The sequence below is a fragment of the Amycolatopsis sp. CFH S0740 genome, assembly GCF_004522315.1.
GTDB lineage: Bacteria > Actinomycetota > Actinomycetes > Mycobacteriales > Pseudonocardiaceae > Amycolatopsis > Amycolatopsis nivea.
On record NZ_SDLS01000004.1, the window covers coordinates 221,861 to 236,802 of the forward strand.

Consider the following 14,942-nt stretch of genomic DNA (forward strand, 5'->3'; position numbering starts at 1 on the left):
CAACACACCTGCGGAATCCACGCGGCAACAGCCCCGGCCCGGCAACCCGCTCATGCCTCATCACCCCGGCAATCCGCCGCAACAGCCCCCAACACACCTGAGGAATCCACGCGGCAACAGCCCCTGTCCAGAGACCCGCTCATGCCTCATCACCCCGGCAATCCGCAGCAATAGCCCGCAACGCCTCCGCAAACCCCGCCGCCACTCCGGCCACCGTCGTCCGGGCATGTTGATCCGGCTGGTAGTACCAGGAAAACTCCAACTTCCCCTCCCGCACCCCGCCGACGACTTCCAGTGCGTGCGGCGACCGGTTCGCCGGGTCCTGGTCTCGGCCGAGCGGCGGGAGCGAGCGGCGGAACAGTCCGTCGCCCGGGGCGGTGTTCTCGCCTTGGCCCAGGTAGTTGAAGGCGACCCGCGGCGTGCTCCGGCCCAGGTCGGGGAAGCGGAAGCACCGCAGAACCCCATGTCCGAACCCGTTCCCTGGCACCGCGCGCAGCTGGCGCCGGACGGATTTGACCTGGGTTCGCCAGGTCGCGGCCGGGTCGACTGTCAGGGCGACCGGGAATACGGTCGTGAACCAGCCGACCGTCCGGGTCAGGTCGACGTCGTCCAGGATTTCCTCCCGGCCATGGCCTTCCAGGTCGATCGCTACCGCCGGGTCGCCGGTCCAGCGGGTGAGCGTCCAGGCCAGAGCGGTCAGCAGGACATCGTTGATCCGCGTTCGGTAGGCACCGGGAGCGAGGTGCAGCAAAGCATCGGTGTCCCGTTCGCCGACGCGGATCGACACCGATTCCTGCGGTTCCGGAGCCGCGCCTACCCGGTCGACGGGGATCTCGCAGCCGGGCAGGTCGCGGGCCCAGTGCGGGCGTTCGGCGTCCAGTGCACCGGATTCCGCGAACTCGCGCAGGCGGTGTGCCCAGTCCCGGAAGGACGTCGTCTTCGCGCCGAGATCCGGCTTTTCCCCGGCTTCGATCTGCCGGTATGCCCGTTCCAGATCCTCCAGCAGGATCCCCCATGAGACCGCATCGACCACCAGGTGGTGGGCGACCAGGAAGAGGTACGGGTTCTCGGCGGAATCCGACAGGAGAGCACGCAGGTGCGGAGGCTGGGCCAGGTCGAAGCTCGCCTGCGCGTCGTCGGCGGCCCGCTCTAGGTCCACAGTGGACACTCGGCGCAGGACGGAGCCGGAGTTGACTGGGTCGTTGTGCTGGAGCCAGCCCTCGGCGGTTCGCTCGAAGCGCAACCGGAGCGCATCATGGTGAGCTACCAGCGCATCGACAGCCTGGCGCAGCACTTCCTCGTCGACCGGACCGTTCAGCTCGATCAGCACGGACTGGTTGAAGTGCGCGGGGTTGACCGGCGAAGCATCCAGGAACCAGCGCTGGATCGGAGTCAGCGGAACGGCCCCGACCACGGCCTCGCGATCGTCCTCGGCCGCATCGGCGGGCTGGACCACCCGGGCCAGTTCGGCGACCGTCTGGTGCGTGAACAGGTCCTTCGAGCGCATCGCCAGCCCAGCCTGCCGGGCGCGGTGCACGACTTGGATGCTCAGCAACGAATCACCGCCGAGTTCGAAGAAGTTGTCCGCGGTCCCGACCTGCGGAATCCCCAGCACCTCGGCCCACACGTTCGCCAGCAGTTCTTCCGAATCAGTGCTCGGGGCGACGTACTCGGCGGTCTGCAGGGCCGACAGGTCCGGCGCGGGCAGGGCAGCGCGGTCGATTTTCCCGTTGGGGCTCACGGGGACCGAGGCGAGCGGCACGAACACCGAGGGGATCAGGTAGTCCGGCAGAGTCTCGCCCAGGAAGGAGCGCAGTTCGGCGGTTTCGCCGACCACATAGGCGACCAAGCGCTTGTGCCCTTGAGCTTCCCGAGCCACGACGACGGCCTCGTGCACCGCCGGGTGCCGGCGCAAGGCGGACTCGATTTCGCCGAGTTCCACCCGGAAGCCGCGGATCTTGACCTGGTCGTCCACGCGCCCGGCGAACTCCAGGTCGCCCGACGCGGTCAGCCGGACCACGTCGCCGGTGCGGTACATCCGCGAGCCGGGCGGGCCGTACGGGTCGGCGACGAACCGGTCGGCGGTCAGGCCGGGGCGGGACAGGTAGCCGCGCGCCAGGCCGATGCTGCGGACGTACAGCTCGCCTGCCGACCCGATTGGCACCTCGCGCAAGCCCGCGTCCAGCACGTGCACTTCGGTGTTCCGGATCGGTTTGCCGATCGGCAACGTCCCGCCCGGAGACAGCGGTTCGCTCCATGAGGTCACGACTGTGGTTTCGGTCGGCCCGTAGGCGTTGATCATCCGCCGCCCGGGTGCCCAGCGGGAGACCAGCTCGGCGGGGCAGACATCCCCGCCGACGACGATGGTCCGCAGGTCCGGCAAGGCCGCCTCGGGCACGGTCGCCAGCGCGACGGGCGGGAACTGCGCATGCGTGACCCGGTATTCCGCCAGTACCTCGGCAAGTTGCGTGCCGAGCAGCGGACCCTCCGGCGGCACGACGAGCGCGGCGCCGGCGGGCAGGGTCATGCAGAGTTCCGAGACCGACGCGTCGAAGCTGGGCGAGTTGAACGCCAGCACCCGGTCGCCCGGCCGGATCCGGAAATGCTCGATCTCGGCGGCGGCGAAGGACGCCAGACCCTTGTTCGGAACAACGACGCCCTTGGGCCGCCCGGTCGAACCCGACGTGTAGATGACATACGCCGGTTGGTCGGGGTCGACGGGGACATCGAGGTTCGTGTCCGCGTACTGCCCGGCGTCGAGTTCGCCGTCCACGACGAAGACCGGGTCGGCGTCGCGCAGCATGAACTCGATGCGTTCGGCGGGATAACCCGGGTCGACCGGGAGGAACGCGGCCCCGGTCTTCGCCACTGCTAGTTCCGCGAGGATGAGCGCGGTCGAGCGCGGCAGCCGGACGGCGACGATCCGTTCCGGCGCGGCACCCCGGTCGACGAGCAGCCTCGCCAGCTGGTTCGCCCGCGCGTTCAGCTCGGCGAAGGTGATTTCTCCGGCAGCCGACAGCAAAGCCGGCGCGTCGGGCGTCCGCGCGACTTGGGCTTCGAACAATTGCGCCACCGACGCCGGCGGGACGGCCACGGCGGTGTCGTTCCAGGCCCGCAGCTGGTCCAGCTCGGCTCGCGGCAGCAGCGGCAGGCCGGACATCGGCTGGTCCGGCAGCGCGGCGAGAACGGTCAGCGCGGTCAGCAACCGGTCGGCGAGCCGCTCGATCGTCGCGGCGTCGAACAGGCCCGTGGCATAGTTGATCGCGGCGTGCAGCGACCCGCCGTCCTCCTCGAATTGCACGAGCAGGTCGAAGGTCGCGGTCGTCGCGGGCAGGGCGACTTCCTCGGCGACCAGCGTGCCGCCGCCCGGCCGGTCGCCGGTGTTCTGCAGCACGACCATCGCCTGGAACAGCGGGGTCCGGCTCGGGTCGCGGACCGGCTGGGCGGCGTCCACCACTCGTTCGAGCGGCACGTCTTGGTGGGCGAACGCGTCGAGCACCGTGTCGCGGACGCTGCCGAGGAACTCGCGGAACGACCCGCGCGAGTCCACTGTGGACCGCAGGACCAGCGTGTTGACGAAGAAGCCGATCAGCCGTTCCAGTTCGGCCCGCTCACGTCCGGCGGTCACCGTGCCGACCGCGACGTCCTCCTGTCCGCACCACCGCGACAGCACGACCTGGAAGGCCGCGACCAGCGTCATGAACAGGGTGCCGTGCTGTGCGCCGGCGAGTTCGCGCAGGTTCGCGGCGACCTCGGCGGGGATGTCGAAGCCGTACCACTCCCCTTCGTTGCTGCGGACCGCGGGGCGCGGCCGGTCGGTGGGCAGTTCGAGCGGGGCGAGCCCGGCGAGGCGGTCGCGCCAGTGGTCCAGCTGCTCGTCCAGGTCGGGGCTGTCGAGGAAATCCCGTTGCCAGGCAGCGAAATCCGCGTACTGCACCGGCAGCTCGGGCAGCTGTGGCTCCTCGCCGCGAAGGTAGGCGGAGTAGCAGGTCTCCAGTTCGGCGGCCAGGATTCCGGCAGACCAGCCGTCGGTGACGATGTGGTGCAGCACCAGCAGCAATACATGGTCGCCGGTCTCCTCCCGGAATAACCGGGCGCGCAGCAGCGGTCCGGTGCGCAGGTCGAACGGACGGAGTGCTTCGCGCACCAACGTTTCCTCGGAGAAGTCCGCCACCGGGAGGTCGATCGGTGCGGGCTCGTGGACAATCTGCACGGCATGGCCGTCGATCGCGTCGAAAGTGGTGCGAAGCGATTCGTGCCGGGCGACAACCGTGTTCAGCGACTTCCGCAAAGCGTCGATGTCGAGTTCGCCGCGTAAGCGCAAGGCGGTGGGAGAAATGTATTCCAGACCGCCGGGTTCGAATTCGTCCAGGAACCACAGGCGTTGCTGAGCGAACGACAACGGCAGCGCACCATCCCGCGCGACCACCGGGATCGCCTCCGCGGCAGCCTGCTCAACCGGGAGTTCGGCGGCGAACTGGCTGAGCGTCGGCGCGGAGAACAGCATCCGCGGCGACACCTCGACCCCGAACTCCGCACGCACCCGCGATGTAATCCGCATGCTGAGGATCGAATCGCCGCCCAGTTCGAAGAAACTGTCGTCGGCGCCCACGCGGTCGATTCCCAAGACGTCGGCCCAGATCGCGGCGAGCCGCTGTTCCGCGGCGGTGCGCGGTGCGACGTACTCGGCGGTTCCGGTACGGCCGGGGGCGGGCAGCGCACGGCGGTCGAGCTTGCCGTTCCGGTTGAGCGGGAGCGCGTCCAGCGACACGAACGCCGACGGGACCAGGTGCTCCGGCAGCCGTTCGCGCGTCCATTCGCGCAAGCCCTCCGCTTCGCCCACCACGTACGCGACGAGGCGGCCCTCGCGGGCGATGACGGTGACGTCGGCGATCGCCGGATGCCGTCGCAGGACGGTCTCGATCTCGCCCGGTTCGACGCGGAACCCGCGGATCTTGACCTGGTCGTCGACGCGGCCGAGGTAGTCGAGCGAGCCGTCGGCGGTCCAGCGGACCTGGTCGCTGGTGCGGTACATCCGCTCCCCCGGCGGGCCGAACGGATCCGCGACGAACCGGTCCGCGGTCAGGCCCGGCCGGCCGAGGTAGCCGCGGGCGAGCTGCGGTCCGGCGAGGAACAGCTCGCCGGGCAGGCCGGGCGGCACGGGTTCGCCGGTGTCGCCGAGGACGTACGCGCGGAAGTTGGCCAGCGGACGGCCGATCAGCACCTGGTCTCCGGTCACCGGCGCGTGGATCGAGTCGACAGTCGCTTCCGTGGGCCCGTAGTAGTTGTGCCCGGTGACGTCCGCGGCGGCCAGCTGCCGCCACAGCGTTTCGGTGGCCGCCTCGCCGCCGGTGATCACCGTGCGGGGCCGGACCTCGCCGGTCGCCAGCCCGGCGTCCAGCAGCTGCTGGAGGTAGGCCGGGGTGAGGTCGAGCAGGTTGAGCCCGTGCGCGCGGACGGCCCGCACCAGGGCGCGCGGGTCGAGCCGGGTGTCGTCGTCCAGCACGTGCAGCTCGTGGCCGTCGAACATCGCCAGCAGCGGTTCCCACGACGCGTCGAAGGCCAGCGACGCGGTGAGCGCCGCCCGCTCCCGCCCGCGGTCGAGGAAGACGGCGCGGTGCGCGACCAGCAGGTTCACCAGCGCGCGGTGCTCAACGACGACGCCCTTCGGCGTGCCGGTCGAACCGGAGGTGTAGATGACGTACGCGGCGGTGTCCGCGTCCGGCCGCTTCGAGCGGGGCGCTGGTGGCGCGTAACTTTCGTCGGGCCTGCCCAGGACGACCACTGGGCGCGCGTCGTCGAGCAGGAAGCGGACGCGTTCCTCCGGCAGGTCCGCGTCGATCGGCAAATACACCGCGCCTGCCTTGAAAATCGCCAGGACCGCGATGACGGCTTCGGCCGACCGCGGCAGCATGACAGCCACCACGCGCTCCGGTCCGGCACCCCGCTCGATCAGTTCCTCCGCCAGCCGCGTGGCGCGGGCGTCGACCTCCGCGTAGTCCAGGACGGTGTCGTGGAAGACCAGCGCGGTTTCATGCGGCATCCGCGCGACGGTCGCGTCGAACACCTGCAGGACCGTCTCCGCAGGAAGGTCGACGGTGTCGCCGTGTCCCAGAGCCAGCACCTGGTCGCGCTCGTCGGCGGTGAGCGGCGAGAGCGAGCCGACGCGCCGCTCCGGGTCGGCGGCGATCGCGCGCACCAGTTGCGCGACGTGGCCAGCGAGCCGGTGCGCCGTCGCAGCGTCGAACAGCTTCGGGTCGTAGGAAAGTTCGAGCCCGAGCCGGTCGTGGAGGTAGGCGGTGAGGTTCAGCGGATAGCTCGTGGTGTCCAGCGATTCGACGTCCAGCACGCGGACGCCGTCCTGACCGCTGTCTTCGATCGGGTAGTTCTCGAAGACCACCACACTGTCGAATAACGCCGCGCCCGCCGGCACCCCGGTGAAGGTCTGCAGCTGCGAGAGCGCCAGGAAGTCGTACCGGCGCGCGTCCGCCTGCTCAGCTTGGATCGCGCGCAGCCATTCGGCGGCCGACTGTCCATTCCGGACTTCCACTCGCGTCGGAACAGTATTGATGAACATCCCGATCATCGCCTCGACGCCGGGGAGCTCGGGCGGTCGCCCGGAAACCGTGGTGCCGAACAAGACGTCCGGCTCGCCGCTGTAGCGCGCGAGCAGCAGCGCCCACGCTCCCTGCACAACCGAGTTCACCGTCAGCGCGGCGGTTTTCGCCATCTCGCGCAGTGCCGCGGACTCCCCCTCGGACAGCTCGACCAGCACCGTCGCTCCGGATTCCGCTCGGTGGGCCTCGGTGGGACGACGGTCGTACGGAAGAGGCGTCGGCGCGGCGAAACCGTCGAGCACGTCGCGCCAGTGCGCCTCCGCCGCGGCCCGGTCCTGTCCGGCGAGCCAGGCGAGGTAGTCGCGGAACGGCCGCCGCGGGGTCAGTTTCGCTGGCGTGCCTTGGACGATCGCCGTGTACTGCTCGCACACCTCGCCGAAGACCTGGGCGGTGCTCCAGCCGTCCAGCAGGACGTGGTGCGAGGTCCAGAGCAACTGCACCTCGTCGTCCGCGACCCGGGCGATCTCCAGGCGCATCAACGGCGGGGTCGTCAGATCCATCCCGGCGGCCAGATCGGCTTCGAGCAGTTTCGCCAGCTCAGCCTGCTGGTCTTCGGCAGCGAGGCCGCGCCAGTCGCGCTGGCCGACCGGCACCCGGACTCCGCGATGGACGCGCTGCACCGGCTCGTCGACGCCGTCCCACGCCGTGCTGCTGCGCAGGATCGGCGTCCGGTCCACCACGCGCTGCCACGCCTCGGCCAGCGCACGCGGGTCGCGGACACCGCCCAGCCGCAGCCGGAACTGGTCGAAGTACGCGCTCGACCCGGTGTCGACCAGGCTGTGGAAGACCATGCCCGCCTGCAGCGCGGTCAGCGGGTAGATGTCCTCGACCTCGCGGCCGTCCCCGGCCAGCCGGTCCACCGTCGCCTGGTCGAGCCGGGCGAGCGGGAAGTCCGACGGCGTGCGGCCGCCCGCTCCGGCGCAGTGCGCGATGATTTCCCGCAGCGCTTCGACGGTCGCCTCGGCCAGGCCGCGGACGGTCGCCTCCTCGTGCACTTCGGCGGAGTATTCCCAGGTCAGGTGCAGTTCGCCGGATTCGACCACGCCGACGACGTCCAGCAGGTACGGGCGGATGCTGTCCGGAGCGGAGTCGTGGCCGAGGCTTTCCCCGCGGCCTCGGTAGAGCCCGTCCTCGGCGGTTCCGACGTCCCAGCGGCCGTGGTAGTTGAAGGAGATCTGCGGTGTCGGGTCGTTCCGCAGCGGCGACTCGGTCAGGTAGCGCAGTGCCTCGTAGCCGACGCCCTTGTTCGGGATGGCGCGCAGCTGTTCCTTGACCGACTTGAGGATCGCGTCCCAGCCCTCGCCCGGCACGGTCAGCGCGACCGGATACTGCGCGGTGAACCAGCCGATCGTCCGGGACAGATCGAGCGGCGCGGCGAGGTCTTCCCGGCCGTGGCCTTCCATCTCGAGCACCACCTGCGACCGGCCGGTCCAGCGCGCCAGCACGCGGGCGAGGGCGCTGAGCAGGACGTCGTTGACCTCGGTCCGGTACGCGCCGGGCACGTCTTGCAGCAGCGCGGAAGTCTCAGCCCGGCCCAGGGAAACGGACACCGAGCGCGCCGACTCCGCGGTGTTGCGTCCGGAGCGGTCGACCGGTAGTCCGGTCTCGACGCCGCGCAGCACGCTCCCCCAGTACTCGGCTTCGCCGTCGAGCCCGCCGGTGCGGACGTGGTCGGCGAGCGTCCTCGCCCAGTGGGTGAACGAGCTGCCCGTCGGTTCCAGCGGTTCGCCTTGGTAGGCGTGTTCGAGGTCGCCCAGCAGGACGCGCCAGGACACGCCGTCCATGACGAGATGGTGCGCGGTAAGGAACAGTTGCGGCGAGCGGTCGCGGAAGGTGAACAGGACCGCACGCCACACCGGGCCGTGGACAAGGTCCAAAGAGGTCTGTGCACGCTCTGCCTCCGCGTCCATCGCGGCCCCAACGTCGTCCACTTCGGACAGATCGGCGTGCCGCAGGATGTCCGCCGGTTCCGTGGCAGCCGGTTCTTGCTCCCAGCCTCCGTCCACTTCGGAGAACCGCATCCGCAGTGCGGCATGACGAGCGGTGACTTCAGCGATCGCGGCGGTCAGCCGCGGAACGTCTACTGAGGACAGTACAAGGTGGACGGACATGGTCAGCCGCCAAGGCTCGTCCAGGTGCGCGAAGAGCCACGACTGGATCGGGCCGAGCGGTGCGGGTCCGGTCTGCTCCGGTGCCGGAGCGACCGGTCCGCCGGTGGTGACGACGCGACCCAGTTCGGCGATTGTCTGGTGCTGGAAAAGATCCTTCGACGACATCGTCAGCCCGGCCTGGCGAGCGCGCGACACGACCTGGATGCTGAGGATCGAGTCGCCGCCGAGACCGAAGAAGTTGTCCTCGACGCCGACCTGGGCCACCCCGAGCACCGCCGACCAGACCTCGGCGAGCACGGTCTCGACCTCGGTACGCGGGGCCACGTAACGGTTTTCGACCCGCGCACCAGGAGCGGGCAGCGCGCGGTGATCAAGCTTTCCGTTCGCGTTAAGCGGCAGTTTGTCCAGCGCGACGAACACCGCCGGGATCATGTGCGCGGGCAGCGACCGGGCGAGGAATTCCCGCAGCACCGTGGTTCCCGGCACGGTGCCGGTCAGGTACGCGACCAGCCGCCGGGCGTCGCCGGTCCCGTGCGCGACAGCCACCGCGCCGGTCACGTCCGGATGCGCCGACAGCGCCGCCTCGACCTCGCCCAGTTCGATCCGGAACCCGCGGATCTTGACCTGGTGATCGGCCCGGCCCCGGTAGGCGAGTTCGCCGTCCGGGGTCCAGCACAGCAGGTCGCCGGTGCGGTACATCCGGGTGCCCGGCTCGCCGAACGGGTCGGCGACGAAGCGGGAGGCGGTGAGGCCCGGCCGGTTCAGGTAGCCGCGCGCCAGGCCCGCGCCCGCGACGTACAGCTCGCCGGTGACGCCGGGCGGAACCGGTTCGAGGCAGGCGTCCAAGACGTAAGCGCGCAGGTCCGGAATCGGCACGCCGACGGTCGCGCGGTCGTCGAGCACCCGGTACGTGACGTGCACGGTGGTCTCGGTGATGCCGTACATGTTGACCAGCTGCGGCCCGTCCGGATACCGCCGTCGCCATTCCTCCAGGCGCACCGGATCCAGGGCCTCGCCGCCGAAAATCACGTACCGCAGGCTCAACGGCGCGGACGGCAGCGAGCCGAGCCGGTAGAACGCCGACGGCGTCTGGTTGAGCACGGTCACCTGCTGTTCGGCCAGCAGCGCCAGGAATTCCTCCGGCGACCGGACCGTCTCGGACGGGACCACCACGAGGCGCCCGCCGTGCAGCAGCGCTCCCCAGAGTTCCCAGACCGAGAAGTCGAAGGCGTAGGAGTGGAAAAGCGTCCAGACGTCCTGGTCGCCGAAGCCGAACCAGCGATCGGTCGAGGAGAACAGCCGGGTCACGTTCGCGTGCGGGACGAGCACGCCCTTGGGCATGCCGGTAGATCCCGAGGTGTAGATGACGTACGCCGTGTTCTCCGGGCGGACCCGCACGCCGGGATCGGTGTCCGGCTGGTCGTCCGCGGCGACCGTGTCCACGACGCACACCGGCTGCGCGTCGGCGAGCATCGCCTCGATCCGCGCGGGCGGATAGTCCGGGTCGATCGGCAGGTATCCCGCGCCGGACTTCAGCACGGCGAGGATCGCGACGACCAGGTCCGCCGACCGCGGCAGCCGAAGCGCCACCAGGAGTTCTGGCCCGGCACCCTCGCCGATGAGCCGGTGTGCCAGGCGGTTCGCTCGCCGGTCCAGCTCGCGGTAGGTCAGCTCCGTGCCTTCGCAGGTCACCGCGACGGCGTGCGGGGTCCGGGCGGCTTGCGCGGCGAACAGCCGATGCAGAGTCGGCTCCGGGGGCGCGGCGGCGACCGGGTTCCAGTCGCGCAGGACGCGGTCGCGCTCGGCGGCGGTGATCCACGGCAGGCGGCCGAGCGGCTGCGCGGGGGTCGCCGCGATTCCGGCCAGCAGGATCCGCAGCCAGCCGCTCAGCCGCTGGACGGTCGCCGCGTCGAACAGGTCGGTGTTGTAGTTGACGACCGCGTCGAGCCGCCCGGCGGTTTGCTGGAAGTGGATCGCCAGGTCGAAGCCGGCGGTCACGACCGGCGGCGCGACCTCCTCGACGGCGAGCCCGGGCAGCGCGGGCCGGGCGTCCGGGGTGTTGTGCAGCACGACCATGACCTGGCACAACGGGGTGCGGCTGGGGTCGCGTTCGGGCTGGACGTCGTCCACGACGCGGTCGAACGGGACGTCCTGGTGCGCGAAGGCGTCGAGCACGGTGTCGCGGACTTCGCCGAGGAACTCGGCGAAACCGCGGTTCAAGTCCACTGTCGACCGCAGGACGAGGGTGTTGGCGAAGAAGCCGATCAGGCCTTCCAGCTCGGTGCGTTCCCGGCCGGAGACGACGGTGCCGACCGCGATGTCGTCCTGTCCGGACCAGCGCGCGAACAGCAGCTGGCAGGCGGCGAGCAGGGTCATGAAGAGCGTGCTGCGCTGTTGCCGGGACAGTTCGGCGAGCCGCGCGGTGGTGCCGACCGGGACGCTGAACTCGTGCAGCGCGCCGTTCTTCGTGCGGACCGCCGGGCGGGGCCGGTCGGTCGACAGGTTCAGCGGCTCCAGACCGGCGAACCGGTGCCGCCAGTAGCTGAGCTGGCCGTCGAAATCGGAGCGGTTTCGTTGCCAGACCGCGTAATCCGCGTACTGCACAGGCAGCGGCGGCAGCTCAGGCTCGTCGCCGCGGGTGAACGCCGCGTAGAAGGCGGCGAGTTCGCTCAGGAGCACGCCGGAGGACCAGCCGTCGGTGACGATGTGGTGCAGCACCAGGGTCAGGACGTGGTCGTCAGAGCCGAGCCGGATGAGCGCGGCGCGCAGCAGCGGGCCGGTGTGCAGGTCGACCGGGCCGGTCGCGGCCGCCAGCGCGGTGTCGAGATCGCCGTCGACCGCCTGGAGATCGACCGCGTACGGCGGGTGGACGATCTGCTTGCCCTGGCCGTCGACTGTCGCGAAGGTCGTGCGCAGGGATTCGTGCCGGGCCACCAGCGCGGTGAGCGACTGGTTCAACGCTTGCACGTCCAGGTCGCCGCGCAGCCGCAGCGCGGTTGGCGAGACGTACTCGGTGCTGCCGGGGTCGAATTCGTCCAGGAACCAGAGTCGTTGCTGGGCAAAGGAAAGCGGGGCTTCGAACGGGCCGTCGCCGCGCGGGATCAGCGGGATCGCTTCCTGCGGCGCGGACGCGGCGGGCAGCTGCGCGGCCAGCAGCGCCGGGGTCGGGGCGGTGAAGACCAGCCGGGCGGGCACGTCCGCACCCAGTTCAGCGCGCAGTCGCGCGACCACACGGATGCCGAGCAGCGAGTCGCCGCCAAGCGCGAAGAAGTCGTCTTCGACACCGACTCGCTCCAGCCCGAGCACTTCGGCCCAGACGTCGGTCACCAGCCGTTCACGGTCGTCTCGCGGCGCGATGTACTGCGCGGACGCGGAAATCTCCGGCTCCGGGAGCGCCCGGCGGTCCAGTTTGCCGTGCCGGGTCAGCGGAAGCAGGTCGAGGTGAACGAACGCCGACGGCACCAGGTGCGCGGGCAACGTCTGAGTCAGCGCGGCGCGAAGCTCGGCGGGCTCGGCATCGCCGACGAGGTACGCGACGAGCCTGCCGTCCCGCGCGTCGACGGCGGCATCGAGCACTTTCGGCTGAGCGCGCAATGCGGTCTCGACTTCGCCGGGCTCGATCCGGAAGCCGCGGACTTTGACCTGGTCGTCGGTCCGGCCGAGGTGCTCGAGCCGGCCATCGGCGGTCCAGCGGGCGCGGTCGCCGGTCCGGTACAGGCGGGTTCCGGGCGCGCCGAAGGGATTCGGCACGAACCGGTCCGCGGTCAGGCCCGGCCGGCCGAGGTAGCCGCGGGCGAGCTGGGCGCCGGCGAGGCAGAGTTCGCCCGGGACACCGGCGGGGACGAGCCGGAGCTGTTCGTCCAGCACGTACGCGCCGACATTCCCCAGTGGACGGCCGATCGACGGCCGGTCCCCGGTCACCAGTGCCCATGTCGCGTCCACAGTGGACTCGGTTGGGCCGTAGTAGTTCCCGGCGGCCACCCCGGACCCGGCGAGTTCGTGCCACAGACTCTCGCCGATGGCCTCGCCGCCGACCATCAGGAACCGCGGCCGCTGTTCGCCGTCGAGCAGTCCGGCGGGCAGCAACTGCCGCAGGTAGGACGGGGTCACGTCGAGGAAGCCGATGCGTTCCTCGCGAACGTAGCGGACGAGCGCGGCCGGGTCGAGGCGGGTTTCGTCGCTGACCAGGTGCAGTTCGTGGCCGCCGGCCAGCAGCAGCGGTCCTTCCCACGACGTGTCGAACGACAGCGACGCGGTGAGCGCCACGCGCAATCGTTCGCGGCCGAACGCGGCCCGGTGGTTGGCCAGCAGGTTCGCCAAAGCCGCGTGCTCGACCACGACGCCCTTCGGCGTGCCGGTCGAACCGGACGTGTGGATCACGTAGGCGGCGTCCGACGGCTTCGGCGCGGCCGGGCGCGGGCCGTCGGTGAAGCCGCCGATGCGGTCCAGCACCACCACCGGCCGGGTGTCGGCCAGCAGCGTCTCGATCCGCTCGGCGGGCAGCCCGGGATCGATCGACTGGTGCACCGCCCCGGCTTTGAGCACGGCGAACAGCGCGATGATCGCGTCGGCGGAGCGCGGGAGCAGCACGGCGACCACCTGGTCCGGCCCCGCGCCCCGTCCGGCGAGATCCGCGGCGAGGACGTCGCTGCGGGCGGCGAGTTCGGCGAAGCTCAGCCGGACGTCGCCGCAGACCAGTGCGGTCGCCGTCGGCTGCGTCTTCGCCTGGTGGTCGAGGAGGTCGACGATCGTGCCGTCCGGGACGTCGAGCACCGGGCCGCGCCAGCCGAGCAGCTGAGTCTCTTCGGTCTCGGTGGTCAGCGGCAGGTCGGCGATGCGGCGGCCCGGGTCGGCGACGATCCCGGCCAGCAGCCGCAGCAGGTGGGCGATCAGCCGGTCGACCGTCCCGACCTCGAACAGTTCGGTGCTGTATTCCACGAGCCCGGCGAGGCGGCCGCCCGACTCCTCGAACTCGACGGTGAGGTCGAAGTTGGCCGAATCCCGCCCGACCCCGGCCGGTTCGGCGGCCAGGTCCGGGAACACCGGCCCGGTCCCGTTCGCGGAGTGGAGCAGCACCATCACGTCGAACAACGGGTTGCGGCCGGGGTCCCGGCCCGCGTGCACGGCGTCGACCACTTCCTCGAACGGCACGTCGTCGTGGGCGAAGGCGTCGAGGACGGTCTGCCGTGCCGCGGCCAGGTGGTCGGCGAAGGAAGCCGATCGGTCCACTTCGGACCGCAGCACGACGGTGTTGACGAAGAACCCGACCACCCGCTCCAACTCCGGGCGGTCCCGGCCGGAAACGACGGTGCCGAGCGCGATGTCCTCCTGGCCGGTGTAGCGCGCGAACAGCGCCTGGCAGGCCGCGAGCAGCACGGTGAACAGCGTGGTTTCCGACGTGCGCGCCAGTTCCGCGAGCCCGCGCGCCACGTCGGCGGGGACGGCGAACTCACGAACCGCACCCGCGGTGCTGCGGGCCGCCGGACGCGGCCGGTCCGTCGGCAGGTCGAGCGGGGTCACGCCGGTCAACTGGCGGGTCCAGTGCTCCAGCCCGGCCGCGCGGGTCGGGCGATTGTGCTGCCACAGCGCGAAATCCGCGTACTGCAACGGCTGCGGCGGCAGGTCCGCGCGCTCGCCGTCGCGGTAGAGGAGGCCGAGTTCTTCGGTCAGCACGCCCATCGACGCGCCGTCGGTGGCGATGTGGTGCACGCACACCAGCAGCACGTGCTCCGCCAGCCCAAGCCGCACGAGCACCGCGCGCAGCAACGGTCCGTGCGAGAGATCGAAGGGTCGCGAGTACTCCGCTTTCAGAACAGCATCGAGGTCTTCCGGCGCGGCATCCACCACGGGCAGCGCCACCTCGTACGGCGGCTGAATGAGCTGCCGGGGTTCGCCGTCGACCTCCTCGAAAGTCGTGCGCAGCGGTTCGTGCCGGGCGACCAGCAGCCGCAACGCCGTCGCCAACGCCTCGACGTCCAGCTCACCGGTCAGGCGCAGGGCGAACGCGCTGTTGTATTCGGGATCGTCCGGGCGGAGCTGGCTGAAGAACCACAGCCTGCGTTGCGCGGACGACAGGGGCACCGGGCCGGAACGGTCGGCGGCCGCCGGGATCTCCGGTGCGCGGCCGGCCGCTCCGGCCATCCGGCGGCGCAGCGCTTCCTGCAGGTGAGCGGGCAGCGCCGCGATGCGGTCCTCACGGGACGAGGTCATGGGG

General features: G+C 70.9%; 1 protein-coding gene. It reads right to left on the reverse strand.

The window, feature by feature from the left end:
- Positions 1–139 precede the first annotated feature (139 nt).
- A complete protein-coding gene (locus EIZ45_RS09625) occupies positions 140–14,938 on the reverse strand; it encodes a non-ribosomal peptide synthase/polyketide synthase (protein WP_134662306.1) in 14,799 nt (4,932 codons plus the stop codon).
- Positions 14,939–14,942 lie beyond the last annotated feature (4 nt).